Raw genomic sequence first — 18,656 nt, forward strand, 5'->3', positions numbered from 1 at the left:
CTCCGCAAGCAAGGCATTAGGGTTCAGTTCAGGCAGTCGGCGTGCCGGCGCAGGCTCTGCCGGGCGAAATAGGCGAAGGCCGCGCCATGACGTTTGGGCCGGTCGATCCAGTCGTGGGCCTCGCGGCCAAGCGACGGGGCGATGGGTTTGATGGTGCCCGCGGACATCGCCAGCAACTGCAGGCGTGCGGCCCGTTCGATCAGCTGGGCATAGACGCAGGCCTGCTCGATGCTGTCGCCGGTCGACAGCTGGCCGTGGTGCGAGAGCAGGATCGCGCGCTTGTCACCCAGGGCCTGGCTGATGATCTCGCCTTCTTCGTTGCCTACCGGAACTCCTGGCCAGGCCTCGAGGAAGGCACAGTCGTCATACAGCGGGCACAGGTCCATGTGCGAGACCTGCAGCGGCACTTCCAACATCGACAGCGCGGCGACATGGGTCGGGTGGGTATGGATGATGCAATTGACGTCCGGACGTGCGCGGTACACCCAGCTATGGAAGCGGTTGGCCGGGTTGGGCATGCCCTGGCCTTCGAGCACATCCAGGTCTTCATTGACCAGCAGCAGGTTGCTGGCACTGATCTCATCGAAACCCAGGCCCAATTGCTGGGTGTAGAAGGTGCCCGGCTGCGGGCCGCGTGCGCTGATCTGCCCGGCCAGGCCTGAATCATGGCCATGCTCGAAGAGAATTCGGCAGGTCAGGGCCAGCTTTTCGCGCACGGTCCACGTATTATCGGCGAGCGAGCCTTGCATCTGTGTCAGGGCTTGGCGGACCAACTGGTCCTTGCTGTGTGTCAGAGTCTTGGCCATGGGGGGTATCCTCTGTGGCGTAATGGACGATGTCGGCGCTTGTCGCCTCGCCACCTGCTGCGTGGGGTAGTCCGGTGGCGGGGCGGTCAAGTGTGTGACACAAATAATCCTATATGACACAAAGTGTCATAAGCAAGTACGTTCGCCCGGGAAAACCGCGTCACATGTCTATCCGACTGAAATTGCTGAGAAAAAAGCTGGGGATCACCCTGGAGTTGCTGGCCGAGAAATCCGGCATGACCAAGAGCTACCTGTCCAAGGTGGAGCGCGGCCTGAACACCCCGTCGATCGCTGCAGCGCTGAAACTGGCGCGGGCGTTGAACGTGAATGTCGAGGAGCTGTTCGCCGAAGACCAACACGCCCAGGCCCGCTACAGCCTGGTGCGCCAGGGTGAACGCCAGGCGCTGGTGGGCGATGGCCAGGGGCCGGGGTATACGGTGCTGACCTCCCAGGTCGGCCAGCGCAGCCTGTTGCCGTTTCTCATCCAGCCGCCGACCGAGTTCAGCGACCCGACCTTCAAGGAGCATCAGGGCGAGGAGTTCCTGTTCGTGCATGAAGGGCAGGTGGAGGTGGACTTCATGAACGAGCGGGTAGTGCTGGAGCAGGGCGATGCCTTGCACTTCAATGCCCAGACCCCGCACCGCCTGCGCTCGGTCGGGCCGCGCCAGGCACAATTATTGGTGGTCGTGCAGGGCGGCGGCGAATGAGGGCAGGGCGATGATCGAGGTGTCGCGGTTCTGGCGGGATCCGGCCTTGCCATTCGTCGAGGCCCGGCGCGTCGGTGATGGGCGCCAGGTGTGTTACGCGGCCCATTCTCACGAGAGCTTTTCCATCGGCGTGATCACTGGGGGGCGCAGTACCTACCTTACCGGTGGTACCCAGCGGGAGGTGAGCGCAGGCGCCACGGTTTTGATGAACCCGGGCGTGGTGCATGCCTGCAACCCGATCAAGGGTGAGCCCTGGTCCTACCTGATGCTGTTCGTCGACCTGTCATGGCTGCAGGCCCGCGGCTTCGTGTTGCCCGAGGCCACCTACAGTGCATCGCCTGCGCTCTACGGCCGGCTGCTGGCGCTTTTCGCTGCACTCTTCGATGCCGAGACGGTTGGACGGGAGACGCTGTTGGCCAGCTTCTTCGAAGACCTGCCGGGTTATCTGCAGCGTGCCCCGGCCAGCGGGTTGCGAGCCCATCCACGTCTGGAGGCCGCTGCTGCATTCATCCGTGCGCACCGGCTCGACCCCCTGACCGTGAACGATATCTGCGCGGCGGTGGGCCTGTCGCGCGCCTACCTGATACGCGCGTTCGGCCAGCGCTTTGGCCTGACGCCCCACGGCTACCTGCTGGACCAGCGCGTGCAGCATGCCCGGGCGCAGTTGCGCCAAGGGCGGCCGATCGCCGAGGTAGCAATGGAGGCGGGGTTCGCCGACCAGGCGCATCTGCAACGGGCATTCAAGCAGCACCTGGCGGCGACACCGGGGCATTATCGGCAGGGCTAGGCGGGGCAGGTTCACCCCAGCAGCAGGTACAGGGCACTGGCCGCCAACAAGGCTGCTAACGCACGGTTGAACGCACGCAGGTGTCGTGGGTTGCCCAGGTAGTGGCGAATCACGCTGCCTGCCCAGGCCCAACTGGCAATCGAAGCGAAGCAGATCGGCCCGTAGATCCAGGCGAACAGCCACAGCAAGTGCTGCTCGCCGCCGGTATAGGCCCCGACCCCCGCGATAGCCGCCAGCCAGGCCTTGGGGTTGAGCCATTGCATGAGGGCGCCGTGCCAGGCCGATGGCGCGGCTTGTGGATGTTCGCTACCCAGCTGGCCATCGTCGCTGGCCAGTTTCCAGGCCATGTACAACAGGAACGCAACGCCGCCGCCGTGCAGCACCTGGCCCAGGCGCGGCCAGCGCAGCAGCAGCTCATGCAGGCCAAGGCCGACCAGCAACAGCAGCAGGCAGAAGCCCAAGGTGGCGCCTGCGGCGTGGGCCAGGCTGGCGCGCAGGCCGTGGCGGGCACCGCTGCCCAGGGCGACGATATTGACCGGGCCGGGTGAAATGGAAGCCGCCAGGGCGAAGGCGGCCATGGACAATGACAGGCTCATGGTGGGATTCCTTGCGGGAGAAGGAAACCATGTTGGGGCAGGGCGCTGGGGTGAGTATTGAAGAAAAGTCCCCATTGCATGCGACGGGCTCACCGCGCGGCCAATCGCAGGTGGCCGTGGTCCCTGTAGGAGCGGGCTTGTCCCGCGATGGGCCACACCGCGGCCCCCTGTTACAGCTTTTGTAATAGTTTCCCGCTGTAAGTAAACACCTTGCTGGTTGTAGGATCTTTTTCCCAATTAGCTATCAAGGTCCCCATGAGCACCTTCTCGGAGCCCCCCAGTCCCCGGCCGTCCTGGCCTTCTTCCCCATGTCCCCGTGACGCCTTTGCCGTGAGTACCTCGCAATGGAATGGCTAGCCGACCCTACGGCCTGGCTGGGCCTTGCCACGCTGATCGTGCTCGAACTGGTACTGGGTATCGACAACCTGGTCTTCATCGCCATCCTTGCCGACAAGCTGCCGCCGCACCAGCGCGACCGTGCACGGGTCATTGGCCTGAGCCTAGCGCTGATCATGCGCCTGGGCCTGCTGGCCAGCATCTCCTGGATGGTCACCCTGACCGCGCCGTTGTTCGAAGTGTTCGGCAAGAGCTTCTCGGGCCGAGACCTGATCATGCTGTTCGGCGGTGTGTTCCTGCTGTTCAAGGCCACCATGGAATTGCATGAGCGTCTCGAAGGGCACGTTGCGCACACCGGCGGCGTGACCCGCCATGCAGCGTTCTGGCCCATCGTCGCGCAGATCGTGGTGCTGGATGCGGTGTTCTCCCTGGATGCGGTGATCACGGCCGTGGGCATGGTCGAACAGTTGTCGGTGATGATGATCGCCGTGGTCTTCTCCATCGGTATCATGATCGTCGCCAGCAAGCCACTGACGCGCTTCGTCAACGCCCATCCCACGGTGATCATGCTGTGCCTGGGCTTCTTGATGATGATCGGCTTCAGCCTGACCGCCGAGGGCCTGGGCTTCCATATCCCCAAGGGTTACCTGTACGCGGCCATCGGCTTCTCATTGCTGATCGAGCTGTTCAACCAGCTGGCCCGGGCCCGTCGCAAACGCAGCCTGCAGCAGCATCGACCGCTGCGTGAGCGTACCGCCCATGCCGTGCTGCGCCTGATGGGGGGGCGCGCCGTGGCGGCCGATGAGGTGGGTGAGGAAATTGCCGACCTGGTCGAAGGCAGCGATGACCAGGTGGTCTTCGACCGACGTGAGCGGGTGATGATCAGCGGTGTGCTGAACCTGGCCGAACGGCCGATTCGCACGGTGATGACCGTGCGCGCCGAGGTCGACGCCATCGACCTGGCGCAACCGGCCGAGGCCATTGCCCAGGCCTTGGCGAACTCGCCCTATTCGCGCCTGCCGCTGATCCGCGACGGCCGGATCGAAGAGCCGCTGGGCTTCGTGCACAAGAAGGAATTGCTCAAGGAGCTGTTATCCGGCGGCCAACCGGAGCTCGAGCGCCTGGCTCGGGCTCCGTTGAACCTGCTGGAAAGCTTCAGCATCCTCAATGCCCTGGAGCAGATGCGTGCCCAGTCGACCCACATTGCCTTCGTGGTCAATGAGTTCGGCGACTTCACCGGTGTGCTGACCATGACCGATATCCTCGAGTCGATCGCCGGTGAACTGCCGGATGCCAGCGAAGTCGCCGGCCCTGGAGTCGTCGAGGAAGAAGGCGGTTTTGTGGTCAGCGGTGCCTTGAACCTGAGCCAGGTCCAGGCACGCACCGGTTTCGGCGCGCGCCCTACCGAGGACTACCAGACCCTCGCGGGCCTGGTGATGAGCCTGCTCGATCGCCTGCCGGTGATCGGTGACCGCCTGGTATGCGACGGCTGGACCCTGACCGTGGTGGCGGTCGAGGAGCGCCGGGTTCGCCAGGTGCGCCTTACACCGAGCGGCGACGTTGGCGCAGCAGGTGCTTGATCCCTTCAAGCACAAGCACCAGTACCGCGACCCAGATCGGCAGGTAGGTCAGCCACTGGTCGGGGCCGATGGTCTCGCCCAGGAGCAAGGCGACGCCGACCAGCAGCACCGGTTCGACGTAGCTGAGCAGGCCGAACAGGCTGAAGGGCAGCAGCCGGCTGGCCAGCACGTAGGCGATCAGGGCCGAGGCACTGATCGCCCCGAGCAACGGGATCAACCCATACAGCGCCGGGTGTTCGGCAAGGTCGGCGGCGGTCAGCGGGTTCTGCAGCACGAAATACAGCGCCCAGGGCAACAGCAGGCACATGTCGCACCACAGCCCGCCCAGGTGGTCGGTGCCGCAGCGGCGACGCAGGACGAAATAGACCGGGTAGCCAAGGGTCACCACCAGGGTTTCCCAGGCGAAGCTGCCGTTCTGGTACAGCTCATGGCCCACGCCGAGAACAGCGCAGGCCACCGCAACCTTTTGCAGGCGCGACAACCGCTCGCCATACACCAGGCGCCCGGTGAGCACCATGGCCAGTGGCAGCAGGAAATAGCCCATGGACACTTCCAGGCTGCGCCCATGCAACGGCGCCCAGAGGAACAGCCACAGTTGCACGCCCATCAGCCATGAGGTGCCGACCATGCCCAGCAGCAAGACAGGTGCCTGGCGCACCCGTGCCAACAGGCCGCCGACCAGCTTCCAGTCCTTGGTGGCCAGCATGAACAAGGTGAGGCAGGGCAGCGTCAGCAGGGTGCGCCAGCCAAAGATCTCCTCGCCATCCAAGGGCGTCATCAGGGAGGTGTAGAAGTACATCACGGCGAACAGACAGGACGCCACGACCGACGAGAGAATGCCTTTTGACACGAATGCCTCGGTTTACGAAGTTGAACAGGTGATCAGTTCGGCATGATCTCAGGGCGTACGTCGTGGGGCAACCGCGTGCTGCCCGGACGGGCGGCCAGGGCTTGGAGAAAGTCGCCAACAGGCATCGGCCGGCCGAACAGGTAGCCTTGCTGGAAGTCCACCTGGTGACGTGCCAGGTAATCACGCTGGACCTCGGTTTCCACACCCTCGGCAACGATCCCCAGCCCTAGCTTGCCCGACAGCTCGATGATGGTATCGAGAATATGCTGGGAAAGTGCGTCGCCACCGATCATCGCGACGAAGCTCTGGTCGATCTTCAGGTAGTCGACCTTGAACTGGCGCAGGTAGTTGAGGCTCGACTGGCCGGTCCCGAAGTCGTCCAGGGCGATCATCACGCCCATTTCATGCAATTTTTCGAACAGCTCCAGGGTGATCGGCGTGGCCTCGATCAGCTTGCGCTCGGTCAGCTCCAGGGTCAGCACCACGCGCCCTGGCGGGAAATGCTGGAGGAAGGTACGGCAATCATCCAGCAGGCCCAGGTCGCGGCAGTGGTCGGCGGTGATATTGATACCGATGTGGAAACCATCCTCGAGCAGCGCGGCATAGGGGGCCAGCCCTTGGGCGGTATGCAGCATCAGGGCGCGGGTCATGGGGACGATCTGGCCGCTGTGCTCGGCATAGGGAATGAACAGGTCCGGGCGCACCAGGCCTTCGCGCGGATGGTTCCAGCGCATCAACACTTCGACACCGGCCCAGCGGTAATCGTCCTTGCGCACCACGGGCTGGAAATAAGGCAGGAACTCGTCGGCTTCCAGCGCGCGCTGCAGCTCGGCGCGCGGCGACAGGGCGCGGCGGACCTGCCAGTGACAGACCATGCCTGCCAGCCCCCCCAGGACCACCAGCAAGCTGAGCAGGGCCGGGTAGTGCTCGGCCATGAACTGGCTGTGCTTGCCCGGTGCATAGCCCCCATGAACGCTGAAAGGGTAGCGGGTCGAGGATTGAACCACCGCGGCGATGGCGGCCTGCGGCGGCGCGCCGGTATGGACCACGCCTTCCTTGCCTATCCAATTGTTACCGACCTGAAGTTGCAGTTCTTCCTCCGGGCCGATCAGCTTCAGGGCGGCGACCAGGTGGTCGCTGTCGACCACGGTGATGGCGCCACCGTCGCCTTTGCTGAGGCGGTAGGCCAGCAAGGAATGGCCCGGGGTGACCGCATTGCCCTTCATCAACCACAGGCGCCCCTCGGTGTAGTCGCGAGGGTCCACCGGTTCGTCGAAATTGCCGAACAACGAAGAGCAGTAGAGGGTATGGTGCTGGAACAGGTTGGTAGAGCGTACGAAGGCGTTGCGGGTGACCTGCCCGCGCAAGGCCACGTCGATCTCGTTGCAAGGACGGCCCACCAGGGGCAACAGTTCCGTGGCGGCACCAGAGAGGTTGTCGAGAATATGCTCGACATGTTTGACCACTTGTCGGGTTGTGCTCTGGCTGCTGTTGTGCAGTTCGCGCTGGGCCTGCCATTGCATGACCCCCAGGCCACAGAGCAGCGGCAGGGCCCCTATGCCCCAAGGGAGAAGGGAGCGCCAGCTCCAGCGGGCGCGTTTGACCGATAAAGGCATGCTCATCCAATCTGTTTGAAACCAATTCGCAGAGGATAGCCGTTTGTCGGATCAAGCGGTGAACTAAAGCGCGACAAATGATTTTACGCCCTGTAGAATCGGTTTACGAATACAAGAATAAGGTTCTCCGCGCCCCGGGGAATCAAGCCCGCCGAGAATGGGTCCATATGACATACCATGGGTTCAAGCTGATCATTGGTGACTTCCTTGCCCGCAGCGTGCGCGGCATCCCGTGCTCGCCACCACGCCTGTCCGACATCCAAAGCACCTGACACCATTTTTCGCTTGCTGATGAGGACACACACATGGCTGATATCTTCGACAACCCGATGGGCCTGATGGGCTTCGAGTTCATTGAATTCGCATCGCCAACCCCTGGCGTGCTGGAGCCTGTATTCCAGATGCTCGGCTTCACCAAGGTGGCCACCCACCGTTCCAAGGATGTGCACCTGTATCGCCAGGGCGGCATCAACCTGATCCTGAACAACGAGCCCAAGAGCGTCGCCTCGTACTTCGCCGCCGAGCATGGCCCGTCGGTATGCGGCATGGCGTTCCGCGTACGCAATGCCCATGAAGCCTATGCCCGTGCCCTGGAGCTGGGCGCCCAGCCGGTGGAAATCGAAACCGGCCCGATGGAACTGCGCCTGCCGGCAATCAAGGGCATCGGTGGCGCGCCGCTGTACCTGATCGACCGCTACGAGGAAGGCAGTTCGATCTATGACATCGACTTCAAGTTCATCGAAGGTGTGGACCGTAATCCTGTCGGCGCCGGCCTCAAGATCATCGACCACCTGACCCACAACGTCTACCGTGGCCGCATGTCCTACTGGGCGGGCTTCTACGAGAAGCTGTTCAATTTCCGCGAGATCCGCTACTTCGATATCAAGGGCGAATACACCGGCCTGACTTCCCGCGCCATGACTGCGCCGGACGGCATGATCCGCATCCCGCTCAATGAAGAATCCTCCAAGGGCTCGGGGCAAATCGAAGAGTTCCTGATGCAGTTCAACGGTGAAGGTATCCAGCACGTGGCCTTCCTCACCGACGACCTGCTCAAGACCTGGGACGCCCTGAAGGGCTACGGCATGCGCTTCATGACCGCGCCGCCGCAGACCTACTACGAAATGCTCGAGGAGCGCCTGCCAGGCCACGGTGAGCCGGTGGACCAGCTGCAATCGCGCGGCATCCTGCTCGACGGTGCCTCCGAAGCCGGCGACAAACGCCTGCTGCTGCAGATCTTCTCGGAGACCCTGCTGGGCCCTGTGTTCTTCGAGTTCATCCAGCGCAAGGGCGACGATGGCTTCGGCGAAGGCAACTTCAAGGCCCTGTTCGAATCCATCGAGCGTGACCAGGTTCGTCGTGGCGTGCTGAACGTCGAGTAATCGCAACGGCAGGCCGCCTCAACGTCTGGGAGAGGTGGCCTGCCGGCCTTTGTTGCGCGCTCTGAATATCACCCAATAGGTAATCGCTCCGGTCAGCAGCCCTACCAGCGCCAGGGAAGGGAGTATCTGCAACATCGACTGGCGTATCTCGCTTGCCGTGAAGCCCTCCGGGTACCCGCCTCTTACCGTATATCCGTGCTTGCTCGAGGTCGCACTGCGGAAGAACTCCGATTGCGAAGGCTCTTGCGGGTCACGGCTGTCTCCCATCTCCCAGATGTATTTCTTGCCGAACTCCAGCACCAGCACCATGCCATCCTGGAAGCCGCGCAGCTCGTTGCGTAGCTCGATGCCATAGGCGGTTGCGATCACGCCTGGGTTGGCATAGGCAAGACGCAATTCGACGACGACGCCGTTGGGCGTGATGGGCGAATCGAAATTCAGCTGTACCAGCGCACGTGGGCTGTAGAACGTCGGGCTGTCGGTGATGGTGGTCTCGATACTGCTGCAATACGACTGGCCGTTCCTGGTGAGGATGAGCGAGCGGATCCGTGGGTCCCCAGCGGCCAGCACTTCCAGCGGCTGCGCGGCTTCGCTACAGGGTTGGCCCGCCAGGGGCAGCGCGTTGGAGGCGGCGCTTTGCAGGTTGTCCAGAACCCTGTCGATGGCAAAGATGGCCTCCTGGACCGATACCTGGGCATTTTCCTCAAGCTTGCGTTCCAGCTGGTAGATCATGACCAGCAGGCCCGATGCCATTGGGACCAGGCTGATGGTCAAGATAAGCAACATCTCCAGTAGGCTGCGCCCTGCATGGGTGAATTTCGACATGATCGCAGCCCCTCCTGGCAGCTTGTCCGACAGTGGACAGGTTGCAGGCGAGGTTACTTGGGCCTGAGGCGGTTGGACTGTAGCCGCTATCTGCGAATGTTGCGGATTATCGGGCAATCGCCCGTGGGATCATGCGGGTTTCTTCAGGCGCGCCAGTACGTGCTCGGCCACCAAGGCGCTGGAAGCCGGGTTCTGCCCGGTGATCAGCCGGTCGTCACTGACCACGAAGCCGGCCCACGGGTCGTCATGCTTGCTGTACTTGCCGCCGCGGGCCACCAGCTCGTTTTCCGTGAGGTAGGGCACCACATTGTCGAGCTCTGCAAGTTTTTCCTCGGTGTTGGAAAAGCCGGTCACCTGGCGCCCTCTGACCAGCAGGCTGTTATCGCTGAGCTTGATGTTCAGCAGGCCGACGGCGCCATGGCATACCGCTGCCACCACGCCGCCGGCTTCATAGATGGCACGAGCCAGCGCCTGCAGGCTGGTGTTCTCCGGGAAGTCCCAGATCACGCCATGGCCGCCGGTATAGTAGATCGCGCAGTAGTCCTCGGCCTTGACCTGGCCTGGCCCCAGGGTGGTGCCGAGGCGGTTCATGAAGGCCTTGTCGTCGTACCATTGCCAGTCGAGCTCAGGTGCCATCTGCAGGCTGTGGGGGTCGATCGGCACATAGCCGCCGGCAGGGCTGACATAATCGACGGCATAGCCGGCCTTCTGCACCTTGTCGACGAAGTGGACTGCTTCGCCCAGCCACAAGCCGGTGGCGCGCTTTAGCGTCGGGTATTTTGCCGTGTTGGTCAGCACCACCAGGATCTTCTTGCTCATGACCGCGCTCCACATGCCTGGAAAAGGCCCGGATTCCCCGGGGCAGAGGAAAACCTAATGAGCATAGCCGCCCATGGGCGGAAAGCCATACGTGGGCGCGTCGGTGGTTCGGCAGGCGTGTGCAGCAGGTTCAGCCGCAGGTCTGCTTGTCCAGCATCTGCGTGACACGGGCCTGTAGTTGGCTCAGTTCGAAAGGCTTGCTGATCAACTGCATGCCTGGGGCGAGGAAGTCGTCCTGTACCATGGCCGTCTCGGCATAGCCCGTAATGAACAGCACCTGCAGGTTGTTCCGCAAGGTGCGTGCAACCTCCGCCAGTTGTCGACCGTTCATGCCGGGAAGCCCCACATCGCTGATCATCAGAGCAAGCGGCTGGGGCGATTGCAACAGCTGGAGGGCTTCTTTGGCATTGCAGGCCGCATGGCAAGGGAACCCTTCCTCGCGCAGCGATTGACAAAGCAACTGGCGCACGTGCGGGTCGTCTTCGACCACCAGGATTTCCCGGCAGACGCTGACGCTGGCAAGGGGCGGTGGTTCGCTTAGCGGGCGTGCCTGGCCGATGTAGCGCGGCAAGTACAGGTCGACGCGGGTACCCTGGCCGATCTGGCTGTGCAACTGCACATGGCCGTTCGATTGCTTGCTGAAGCCATAGACCATCGAAAGCCCAAGGCCAACCCCCTGGCCGACCGGCTTGGTGCTGAAGAACGGCTCGAAGGCATGCTCGAGGGTGCTTTGCGACATACCCTGGCCGGTATCGCTGATACTCAGGCACAAATAGTCGCCACTGGGCAGCGCGCCGTCACCGGTGGATGCGCTGTCGATGCGTTGGTTGCTCGCCTCGATATCCAATCGGCCGCCCCAGGGCATGGCTTCGCAGGCATTGAGCAACAAGTTGCTCACGGCTTCCTTGAGCTGCTTTTCATCCGCCTCCACCCGCCACAGGTCGGTTGGCAGGGTGACTTGCAAGGTGATGGAAACATCCAGGCTGGCCCGGAGATCATCGGGATGCAGCAGGTTGTGCAGGTCGACGACCTGGCTCTGCAGGGACTGGCGGGAAGAAAACGCCAGCAGGCGATGGGTCAGGCGTGCCGCCCGGATCACAGCTTCCTTGCCCATGCGCAGGATGCCATCGAGCTGCTCGCTCCGCCCTTGTTGCAAGCGCTTGTCGATCAGTTCGAAACTGCCGCCGATGCTGGTCAACAAGTTGTTGAAATCATGGGCGATGCCACCTGCCAGTTGCCCGATGGCCTCCATTTTCCGTAGTTGATGGCGTGCCTGCTCATCGGCTTGGTGTTGTTGCGCCTGGCGTTCCAGCTCGCGCATGTAATCACGGGAGCGGTATTGGCGGCGACGGCTGCGCAGGGCGACCTGGCTGAGGTGAAGCAACTGCGCGGCGTCCAGTGGCAAGGGCAGGGGCAGCAGGTGACCGAGTGTCGGTTCGGGTGGGCCGGTGGCGGGACCGGTCAGCAGGACAATAGGCAGGTCCGACCAGGCCGGCTGTTGGTCGATAAACGATTGCAGCACCGATTGCGGGCCCGGTAGCGTATTGGCGGCGGCGATGACCATGCCGACCCCTTCGGCCAGCCAGGTGCCAAGGCGCGCGGCATCGCTCGTGCACAGGCAGGCAAAGCCTGCGCCTGTCAGCAAGTGCGAGGCGTGAGCAGCGATCTGCGAAGGTGCCAGGATCAGCACGCGTTCGTCCAAGGGTAACGCAGCGGCCAAGGCATCTCTCCTCTGCCAGCGGGCAACCGATACCCCCTGGACCGCGGGAGTGACACCTGGGTTCAACCCCGGGGGTGTGCAGATCGTCTACAAGCCTTGCTGGAGCAGCGGATCGTCGGGGTTTTGCCGCTCCAGCTCGGCCAATAGCACCTGGACATTCTGCAATTGGCCGGTTTCCTTCCAATACTGGATCAACAACAACCGGGCCCGGCGATTGGCCGGCTCTCTAGCGAGCACGGTTTCCAGCTGTTTCTGGGCGGCTTCCACTTGGTCCAGGTCATGCAAGGTCACGGCCAGGACGTAGCGGTAGTCGGTGTTCTCCGGTTCCAGTTCGACGGCTCGGGAAAACGCCAGCAAGGCGTACTCCTGTTGCTCGTGACGGACCAACCAGAGCCCCAGCTCATGCTGGAGGAAAGCCGAATCCGGGCGTAGCGCCAAGGCCTTGGCCAGCACTTGCCGAGAGGCATCATGCTGCCCCTGGCGTTCCAGCAGGCGCACCTGCATGGCCAGCGCGTCCAGCCCGTGCGGGGCGGTTCGCAGGCTGCGTTGCAAGGCCGCGCCGGCCTGTTCGTAAGCATCTTCATGCAGGTAGAGGCGCGCCAGGTGAACCTGCGCCTCGGCATCCTGTGGTTGCGCTTCCAAGGCCTGCTGATACTGCTCCAGGGCGTCCTGCAGCGGGCCGAAATACAAGCCTATCGCGTCGGGGTCCAGGCCCAGCAAGGCGTCCACCGCCGCGAAGCGAACGCTCTGCTCGTCGTCTTCCAGCAAAGGGCCCAGCACCAGGCTGCGTTGGGCGGGCGGCAGGAGGCGGCGAATACTGGCGATGGCCGCCCGGCGTACCAGCGGGTCGCCATGGTCCAGGTCCTGGCGAGCCAGCTTCAATGCCTGGGGCGATGGGTAGTGCGGCAGTTCAGCGTAGAGCGCGGCGCGGCGGATGGCCGGCAGGTCGTCGCGTTCTAGTTGCTGGTAGAGCACCCGCGCCGCGCCTGGCTCGCCGTTGTGCGCTTGGCGCAAGGCCTGGGCGTAGCTGTGTGGGTGTTGCACAGGTGTAGCGGGTTGGTCGCCGTGCCACAGGTAGCCGATACCGCCCGACACCAGGATCAGCAGCAGCAGGGCGACCAGGTAACGGTGATGGTTGGGCATTGGGCGGTCCGTGACAGCGTGAAGGCAGAGCTTGGGACAGGTGGCCGGCAAATGCAACGGGCTGCCCGGCTATCAAGGTCTATGGCGCGGTCTGTTAAGATCGGCCTTTTTACCAAGGCGAGGGAGCCGACTCATGATCATCACCACGACCAGCCAGCTCGAAGGCCGCCCGGTAGCCGAATATCTGGGGGTGGTCAGCGCCGAATCGGTGCAGGGTATCAATTTCGTGCGGGACTTCTTCGCCCGTTTCCGCGACTTCTTCGGCGGTCGGTCGCAGACCTTGGAAAGCGCCTTGCGTGAGGCGCGCGAGCAAGCCACCGAAGAGCTCAAGGCGCGGGCACGTCAATTGCAAGCCGATGCGGTGGTGGGGGTGGACTTCGAAATCAGCATGCCATCTGTCCAGGGTGGCATGGTGGTGGTGTTTGCCACCGGTACGGCGGTTCGCTTGAAGTAGTGCCTGCCGCTGGTCGGTGTCGAAGGTTCTGTCTAGATGGTCTGTAAATGACCGGCTAGTCTCACTAGCAGGTCATTGCTTCTCCAGGAAGGCATGTTGCCTGCCGGCGTGGCCGATAACCGGGGAACCTGGGCATGAGCGAATCCTTTTTCGAAGATATGAACGATGCATTCCCGATCAACAGCCAGGTTCGGTGCGGTCAGGCGGCTGTACGCCTGGGCTTCGCCAACATGACTTTGTACGAATCGGAGCAGTTGCAGCCACCGCACCTGCAGCGTAGCAAGAAGGGGCGCTTCACCCCGCGTATTCCCGCCAAGAAATGACCAGGCGATGCATGACGAACCCCGGGGCTGCATGTGCAGCCCTTTTTCATGAACGGCGTTTGGTGAAGTGCGTCACGCCCAGCGGTAGCTTTTTATCCGTATTCCTTGATCTTGCTCATGGCAACGGCGAGTCGCCCTCGCCGGGAGAGCAAGGTTATGTTTTTCTTGCGCGGATTTCAGCACAAGGAGGAAAAATCCATGCGCGTCAGGGAAGAAACCTATTGGCAATGGGCCGATGCCAACCTGCATGCCCGCTGCCATGACGAAGTGCTCAGCGATGGAACTACCCTGGATGTCCAGGTGCGTCTTTCCAGGCAAGGTGCCACGCAGCTATTCCTTGGGTTGTATACCCGGGAGGGGCAGGCCCTGGTGGAAGAATACTATCCGGCCCGGCCGGGAGAGACTATGACCCGCGCCCTGGTCTGGGGTGTGGAGCGGGCGCGGGCGCTGGCTACTGGTGCCTTGCCGCTACCGCCCCGTGTGGCGCATCGACGTCAGGCCTGAGCTCGGCGGTTGCGGCTGGCCTGGACGATGCGTTCGGCCGGCACCCGCAACTGGCGCAGCAGGTACTCGGCAAACGCCGGTGCCCAGGGCTGCAGGTCAATGGCATCGGCCATGCAGGCAAGCCAGAGATCGGCATGGGCTTGATCGATCGGCCACTGGGCATGGAAGGCTGGAATGGCGATCGAGCCGAAGCGTTCATTGTACAGGCGTGGCCCACCAAGCCAGCCACTGAGAAAACAGGCCAGCTTGTCTCGCGAGCCTTGCAGATCGTCTGGGTGCATCTGCCGCACGCTGGCCGCTTCCGGGCGTTCATCCATCAGCCGGTAGAAGTCGTCGACCAGGCGGCGCAGGCCCTCGATGCCGCCAGCGGCCTGGTAGGAGGCATCGCCGGTGCCATAGGCGGGAGTACTCATCACGCGGCTCCGCAGGAACAGGGGCGGGCATTATAACAGGCATGAAAAAGCCCGGCCTTGGGGGCCGGGCTCAAGAGGCGGTGTACCACTCAGTTCAGTGGGTCGATCACCTTGACTGCCTGCCGCTCACGGGCGGTAGGCCATTCTTGTTGCAGGGTCTGCAGGACGCGACCGACGAACTCGGTGTCGGCGGCGGCCTTCTTGCCGACGTAGCCCTGGCCACGGCGGTAGACCTTGAAGCGGGCGCGCATGCTGGGCATGTGCGTTTCGAATTCATCTTCGACCGTATTGGGCGGCAGGCGGTCAAGGCGTACCTCGCCGGTCTGGCTGACCCACAGCAGATGGTCGTCGAGGCTGTCCTTGCGTGCGGCGAACAGCTGGGCCAATTGGTCGATCGTAGGATTGTTGTTCAAATTCATCATAAAGCCCCCATTACCCGTCAGTTAGTGATTTCACACTCGGCGCCACGACATGTAGCGCACTACCAAGGCTGCTACAGCAGCATCGCAACAGGGGCTTTCTCACGCTGCCTTTTGGACAGTTTCCCTCTCCACGGACGGCCTGCGTTACCGCGCAGGCCGTCTGGAACACCCTTGCCACCGCTCCCGATCAGGGAGACGGCCTCATCATGCCCAAGGCCGTTCCGCGGCGTCAACCGTTTTGTAGTGAATATTTTTCTTCACTACATTTTTGTCCGACAATCCTGTCGGCGTGCGCATTTCACCGTGCCAGGTTGGAGAGAATCGTGTAGGCCGCTCGCACGCGCGCCTCGTTGGGGTAGTTGCGGTTGGCCAGCAAGACGATGCCCAGGCCCTCGCTCGGAACGAATGCGTAATAGGCACCGAAGCCACCGGTCGCGCCGGTCTTGTTGTACCAGGCCGCAGGTGTGGCCGGTTGGGCAGGCTTCAGGCGTACGGTCGGCTGGGGGTGCAGCGCCATGGTCGAGCTGTTGCCCTCGAGCAGGGTGTCCAGGGTGACCGGATATGGATAGCGTTCCCAGCCCAGGCCCTGGGTCATGGCGCCGACCTTGAAGTAGCCAGCCTGGGTCACGGCGATGGCCTTTTGTAGTGAAGGGGAGAGCTGCGTGGGGCGCAGTTGCAGGTTTACGTAGCGTGCCGCATCGGTCAGGTTGGTCTTGATGCCGTAGGCTTCATCGGCCAACGGCCCGGGGTTGACGCGTACGGGCTGGTTGCTGGCGTCATAACCTTGCGCGTAGTGCTCACGAGCACTGCCGGGCACCTCGAGGTAGGTATGGGCCAGGCCCAGGCCCGGCAGCAGCCGCTGCGTCATCACCTGGGCGAAGGGCTTGCCCTGGGCCCGCGCGGCCAGTTCGCCGAACAGGCCAAGGCTTGGGTTGGAGTAGCAGCGCTGGGTACCGCGCTGGCTACGTGGGCGCCACTGCTGGTAGAAAGCCAGCACCTGATCGGCGGTCCGCACTTGGTCCGGGAACTGCAAAGGCATGCAATCGGCACTGTAGGCGCCCAATTCGAGCACGCTGGCCTCGCCCAGCGGTGTACCGTCCAGTGCCGGCTGGTAGCGCTTGGCGGGTGCATCGAGATCGAGCTTGCCTTCGGCATTGGCCTGGGCGACGAGAGTGGCGGTGTAGGTCTTGCTCAGCGAGCCGACTTCGAACAGCGTCTGGCGGTTCACCGGCTGCCCATCGGCCTTGCTGGCCACGCCATAGGTGAAATAGTGCGCCTTGCCATCGGCGATCACCGCCACGGCCATGCCGGCGATGTCATGCTCGCGCATCAGCGGCTCGATGATGCCATCGACCTGGGCTTGCAGCGAGTCGGCCAGGCTTGGGGCTGCAACCGAGGCCAGGCCGAGGGCGAGGGCGAGTCGGCAGAGACGGGCGGTGAACATCATGCAAAAGGTCCTTTTCGAGCTTCAGGAAAGGTGGTTGCGGCGCAGGAATTCGCCAGGCGATTGGCCGAAATGCTCACCGAAGGCGGCGATGAACGCCGACAGCGAGGCATAGCCGCAGGCCAGTGCCACATCGGTGACGCGCTCGCCGCGCTCAAGGGCCGGCAAGGCGCTGAGCAGGCGTACCCGCTGGCGCCACAGGCGGAAGGTCAGGCCGGTTTCGCGCAGAAAGCGCCGGCTCAGGGTTTTTTCCGACACGCCCAGGCGCACGGCCCATTCGGCCAGGCTGCGTGAGTCGTCGGGGGCGGCCTGCAGGCGGCGGCATACCTGACGCAACTGGCGGTCGTGGGGCAGCGGCAGCAGCAAGGGTTCTTCCCGGGCGCAGGCCAGGCGGTCGAGCAGTACCTGCACCATCCGGCCGTCGGCGCCGTGTTCGTCGTAGGCCGCCGGCAATTGCGAAAAGGCCTGGATCAGTTCTCCGAGCAGTGGCTCGACCGCTACCACCCGGCAGACTGCCTCGGGCCAGGGCAGGGCGCTGGGCTCGATATACAGGCTGCGCAGACAGGTATCGGCCTCGCACGCTACCCGGTGCGGTACCCGTGCGGCGATCCACACGGCGCGCTGGGGCGGCACCAGGTACAAGCCTTGGGGCGTCTGCACGCGAAGGATGCCACGACGTGCATGAGAGAGCTGGCCCCAAGGGTGCTGGTGGCGATAGCCCAGGGCGATATTGGGAAGGCTCTCCGCGTGCCCGTAGACAGGGCGTGGCAGGCGATCGAGCTGGTCGAGCCGGGGCTCTGGGTGTCCGTTCGGCGACACTGTTGGGGGTTCCGGCGCTAGCGGTTGGAAAGGCGAGACCTTATCGTCTGCCTCTGCGTAATTACAAGACGGAAAATTCAATGAAGTACGTGCGAAAAGTCCTAGATAACTTCACCCTGGCTTTGCTTGCCGTGGTACTGGTCGCCACCTTGCTGCCGTGTTCGGGAGAGGGGGCGGTGTTCTTCGGTTGGCTGACCAACCTGGCCATCGGCCTGCTGTTCTTCCTGCATGGGGCCAAGCTTTCGCGCGAAGCGGTCATCGCCGGTGCCGGGCACTGGCGGCTGCACCTGCTGGTGTTCGCCTGCACCTTCGTGATGTTCCCGCTGCTGGGCTTGGCGTTCAAGCCGCTGTTCGTGCCGCTGGTGGGCGACGAGTTGTACCTGGGCGTGCTCTACCTGTGCGCCTTGCCTGCCACGGTGCAGTCGGCGATCGCCTTCACGTCGCTGGCTCGCGGCAACATCCCGGCGGCGATCTGCAGTGCGGCAGCCTCGAGCCTGCTGGGCATCTTCCTGACGCCTGTGCTGGTGATGCTGTTGCTGGGAGCCGAAGGCGAGACGGGCTCCGGGCTCGATGCGGTGCTCAAGATCACTTTGCAGTTGCTGGTGCCGTTCGTGGCGGGGCAGTTGGCGCGGCGCTGGATTGGTGGGTGGGTACAGCGCAACGCGCGCTGGCTGAAGGTCGTCGACCAGGGGTCGATTCTGCTGGTGGTCTACACGGCATTCAGCGACGCCGTGGTCACGGGGCTATGGCACACGGTGTCGCCGCAGCACCTGGCAGGGTTGTTCGTGGTGTGTGGTGTGTTGTTGGCGGCCGTGCTGTTCGGCACGCGGTTGCTGGGACGTGCGCTGGGCTTCAGCCTGGAGGACCGGATCACCATCCTGTTCGCCGGCTCGAAGAAGAGCCTGGCGACGGGCGTCCCCATGGCCCAGGTATTGTTCGTGGGTGGGGGCATCGGGGCGATGATCCTGCCGTTGATGTTGTTCCACCAGATCCAGTTGATGGTGTGTGCGGTGCTGGCGCAGAAATACGCGGCGCGGGAGGTCGAAGGGGCTTCGGTGGTGTCTTGAAGGGCATGGGGTTGAAAAAAAGCCCCGCAAGCCAACGGCAAGC

The 18,656-nt window shown here is 63.3% G+C and carries 20 protein-coding genes; 8 read left to right on the plus strand and 12 right to left on the minus strand.

The window, feature by feature from the left end; genetic code table 11:
• Positions 1-23: 23 nt before the first annotated feature.
• Positions 24-806 carry an aldolase gene (locus tag K8374_RS11175; RefSeq protein ID WP_224459086.1) on the minus strand — a complete coding sequence of 261 codons (783 nt, stop codon included), beginning with the start codon at positions 804-806 and terminating at the stop codon, positions 24-26.
• A 164-nt stretch (positions 807-970) separates the two neighbouring features.
• Here K8374_RS11175 and K8374_RS11180 point away from each other — a divergent pair, with 164 nt between their 5' ends.
• Together K8374_RS11180 and K8374_RS11185 are read left to right on the plus strand one after the other, a co-directional pair.
• Positions 971-1,513: a helix-turn-helix domain-containing protein gene (locus tag K8374_RS11180; RefSeq protein WP_084857626.1), complete on the plus strand. Its 543-nt coding sequence runs from the start codon at positions 971-973 to the stop codon at positions 1,511-1,513.
• Between the two features lie 10 nt (positions 1,514-1,523).
• Positions 1,524-2,300 carry an AraC family transcriptional regulator gene (locus tag K8374_RS11185; protein WP_224459087.1) on the plus strand — a complete coding sequence of 259 codons (777 nt, stop codon included), beginning with the start codon at positions 1,524-1,526 and terminating at the stop codon, positions 2,298-2,300.
• 11 nt (positions 2,301-2,311) lie between these two features.
• Here K8374_RS11185 and K8374_RS11190 read toward each other — a convergent pair whose 3' ends face one another.
• Entirely contained in the window at positions 2,312-2,896 is a 585-nt protein-coding gene (locus K8374_RS11190) for a LysE family translocator (RefSeq protein WP_224459088.1), read from the minus strand.
• Between the two features lie 344 nt (positions 2,897-3,240).
• On the opposite strand from K8374_RS11190, the gene K8374_RS11195 reads away from it, so the two are divergent.
• A complete protein-coding gene (locus tag K8374_RS11195) occupies positions 3,241-4,812 on the plus strand; it encodes a TerC family protein (RefSeq protein ID WP_224459089.1) in 1,572 nt (523 codons plus the stop codon).
• Here the strand turns inward: K8374_RS11195 and rarD are convergent.
• Both rarD and K8374_RS11205 read right to left on the minus strand, forming a co-directional pair.
• Positions 4,775-5,662, minus strand: coding sequence for an EamA family transporter RarD (gene rarD, locus K8374_RS11200; RefSeq protein ID WP_224459090.1), 888 nt, complete (start codon positions 5,660-5,662; stop codon positions 4,775-4,777). The two genes, K8374_RS11195 and rarD, sit on opposite strands and share 38 nt — an antisense overlap.
• 32 nt (positions 5,663-5,694) lie before the next feature.
• A complete protein-coding gene (locus K8374_RS11205) occupies positions 5,695-7,278 on the minus strand; it encodes a cyclic diguanylate phosphodiesterase (RefSeq protein ID WP_224459311.1) in 1,584 nt (527 codons plus the stop codon).
• A gap of 305 nt (positions 7,279-7,583) precedes the next feature.
• Between K8374_RS11205 and hppD the strand changes: the two genes are divergently transcribed.
• Complete coding sequence (hppD, locus tag K8374_RS11210) at positions 7,584-8,660, plus strand: 4-hydroxyphenylpyruvate dioxygenase (RefSeq protein ID WP_084857636.1); 1,077 nt, start codon at positions 7,584-7,586, stop codon at positions 8,658-8,660.
• Between the two features lie 18 nt (positions 8,661-8,678).
• Here hppD and K8374_RS11215 read toward each other — a convergent pair whose 3' ends face one another.
• The 4 genes from K8374_RS11215 to K8374_RS11230 form a co-directional block, all read right to left on the minus strand.
• Complete coding sequence (locus K8374_RS11215) at positions 8,679-9,485, minus strand: CSS-motif domain-containing protein (protein WP_224459091.1); 807 nt, start codon at positions 9,483-9,485, stop codon at positions 8,679-8,681.
• A 129-nt stretch (positions 9,486-9,614) separates the two neighbouring features.
• Entirely contained in the window at positions 9,615-10,304 is a 690-nt protein-coding gene (locus tag K8374_RS11220; protein WP_224459092.1) for a type 1 glutamine amidotransferase domain-containing protein, read from the minus strand.
• A 130-nt stretch (positions 10,305-10,434) separates the two neighbouring features.
• Entirely contained in the window at positions 10,435-12,024 is a 1,590-nt protein-coding gene (locus K8374_RS11225) for an ATP-binding protein (protein ID WP_224459093.1), read from the minus strand.
• Between the two features lie 87 nt (positions 12,025-12,111).
• Positions 12,112-13,167, minus strand: a complete 1,056-nt coding sequence (locus K8374_RS11230; protein ID WP_224459094.1) for a HEAT repeat domain-containing protein — start codon at positions 13,165-13,167, stop codon at positions 12,112-12,114.
• Positions 13,168-13,300: 133 nt separating this feature from the next.
• Between K8374_RS11230 and K8374_RS11235 the strand changes: the two genes are divergently transcribed.
• From K8374_RS11235 to K8374_RS11245, 3 genes are all read left to right on the plus strand, one after another.
• Positions 13,301-13,621 carry a YbjQ family protein gene (locus tag K8374_RS11235; RefSeq protein ID WP_084857645.1) on the plus strand — a complete coding sequence of 107 codons (321 nt, stop codon included), beginning with the start codon at positions 13,301-13,303 and terminating at the stop codon, positions 13,619-13,621.
• A 134-nt stretch (positions 13,622-13,755) separates the two neighbouring features.
• Positions 13,756-13,944 (plus strand): hypothetical protein, encoded by a 189-nt coding sequence (locus K8374_RS11240; protein WP_224459095.1) that lies wholly within the window; start codon positions 13,756-13,758, stop codon positions 13,942-13,944.
• A 198-nt stretch (positions 13,945-14,142) separates the two neighbouring features.
• On the plus strand, positions 14,143-14,448 hold the full coding sequence (locus tag K8374_RS11245; RefSeq protein ID WP_084857649.1) for a hypothetical protein: 306 nt from the start codon (positions 14,143-14,145) through the stop codon (positions 14,446-14,448).
• Here K8374_RS11245 and K8374_RS11250 read toward each other — a convergent pair.
• The 4 genes from K8374_RS11250 to K8374_RS11265 all read right to left on the minus strand — a co-directional run bounded on the left by K8374_RS11250 (position 14,439) and on the right by K8374_RS11265 (position 17,546).
• Positions 14,439-14,861 (minus strand): group II truncated hemoglobin, encoded by a 423-nt coding sequence (locus K8374_RS11250; RefSeq protein WP_224459096.1) that lies wholly within the window; start codon positions 14,859-14,861, stop codon positions 14,439-14,441. The genes K8374_RS11245 and K8374_RS11250 overlap by 10 nt on opposite strands.
• A gap of 89 nt (positions 14,862-14,950) precedes the next feature.
• Positions 14,951-15,283, minus strand: a complete 333-nt coding sequence (locus K8374_RS11255) for a hypothetical protein (protein ID WP_084857653.1) — start codon at positions 15,281-15,283, stop codon at positions 14,951-14,953.
• A gap of 298 nt (positions 15,284-15,581) precedes the next feature.
• The gene (gene ampC, locus K8374_RS11260) at positions 15,582-16,727 is read right to left on the minus strand and encodes a class C beta-lactamase (RefSeq protein WP_224459312.1); all 1,146 of its coding nucleotides are present in this window, start codon (positions 16,725-16,727) and stop codon (positions 15,582-15,584) included.
• A gap of 24 nt (positions 16,728-16,751) precedes the next feature.
• Positions 16,752-17,546, minus strand: coding sequence for an AraC family transcriptional regulator (locus K8374_RS11265; protein WP_224459097.1), 795 nt, complete (start codon positions 17,544-17,546; stop codon positions 16,752-16,754).
• 80 nt (positions 17,547-17,626) lie between these two features.
• Here K8374_RS11265 and K8374_RS11270 point away from each other — a divergent pair, with 80 nt between their 5' ends.
• On the plus strand, positions 17,627-18,613 hold the full coding sequence (locus tag K8374_RS11270; protein WP_224459098.1) for a bile acid:sodium symporter family protein: 987 nt from the start codon (positions 17,627-17,629) through the stop codon (positions 18,611-18,613).
• Positions 18,614-18,656: the final 43 nt, after the last annotated feature.

The sequence above is a fragment of the Pseudomonas sp. p1(2021b) genome, from assembly GCF_020151015.1.
GTDB classification, from domain to species: Bacteria; Pseudomonadota; Gammaproteobacteria; order Pseudomonadales; family Pseudomonadaceae; genus Aquipseudomonas; species Aquipseudomonas putida_K.

Bases quoted from the DNA above. Each gene is read 5' to 3' on its own strand.
- hppD (WP_084857636.1), top strand. From the start codon at position 7,584: ATGGCTGATATCTTCGACAACCCGATGGGCCTGATGGGCTTCGAGTTC.
- K8374_RS11250 (WP_224459096.1), bottom strand. From the start codon at position 14,861: ATGAGTACTCCCGCCTATGGCACCGGCGATGCCTCCTACCAGGCCGCT.
- K8374_RS11240 (WP_224459095.1), top strand. From the start codon at position 13,756: ATGAGCGAATCCTTTTTCGAAGATATGAACGATGCATTCCCGATCAAC.
- K8374_RS11235 (WP_084857645.1), top strand. From the start codon at position 13,301: ATGATCATCACCACGACCAGCCAGCTCGAAGGCCGCCCGGTAGCCGAA.
- K8374_RS11185 (WP_224459087.1), top strand. From the start codon at position 1,524: ATGATCGAGGTGTCGCGGTTCTGGCGGGATCCGGCCTTGCCATTCGTC.
- K8374_RS11175 (WP_224459086.1), bottom strand. From the start codon at position 806: ATGGCCAAGACTCTGACACACAGCAAGGACCAGTTGGTCCGCCAAGCC.
- K8374_RS11190 (WP_224459088.1), bottom strand. From the start codon at position 2,896: ATGAGCCTGTCATTGTCCATGGCCGCCTTCGCCCTGGCGGCTTCCATT.
- K8374_RS11230 (WP_224459094.1), bottom strand. From the start codon at position 13,167: ATGCCCAACCATCACCGTTACCTGGTCGCCCTGCTGCTGCTGATCCTG.
- K8374_RS11215 (WP_224459091.1), bottom strand. From the start codon at position 9,485: ATGTCGAAATTCACCCATGCAGGGCGCAGCCTACTGGAGATGTTGCTT.
- K8374_RS11220 (WP_224459092.1), bottom strand. From the start codon at position 10,304: ATGAGCAAGAAGATCCTGGTGGTGCTGACCAACACGGCAAAATACCCG.
- K8374_RS11205 (WP_224459311.1), bottom strand. From the start codon at position 7,278: ATGCCTTTATCGGTCAAACGCGCCCGCTGGAGCTGGCGCTCCCTTCTC.
- K8374_RS11195 (WP_224459089.1), top strand. From the start codon at position 3,241: ATGGAATGGCTAGCCGACCCTACGGCCTGGCTGGGCCTTGCCACGCTG.
- ampC (WP_224459312.1), bottom strand. From the start codon at position 16,727: ATGTTCACCGCCCGTCTCTGCCGACTCGCCCTCGCCCTCGGCCTGGCC.
- K8374_RS11255 (WP_084857653.1), bottom strand. From the start codon at position 15,283: ATGATGAATTTGAACAACAATCCTACGATCGACCAATTGGCCCAGCTG.
- K8374_RS11245 (WP_084857649.1), top strand. From the start codon at position 14,143: ATGCGCGTCAGGGAAGAAACCTATTGGCAATGGGCCGATGCCAACCTG.
- K8374_RS11270 (WP_224459098.1), top strand. From the start codon at position 17,627: ATGAAGTACGTGCGAAAAGTCCTAGATAACTTCACCCTGGCTTTGCTT.
- K8374_RS11180 (WP_084857626.1), top strand. From the start codon at position 971: ATGTCTATCCGACTGAAATTGCTGAGAAAAAAGCTGGGGATCACCCTG.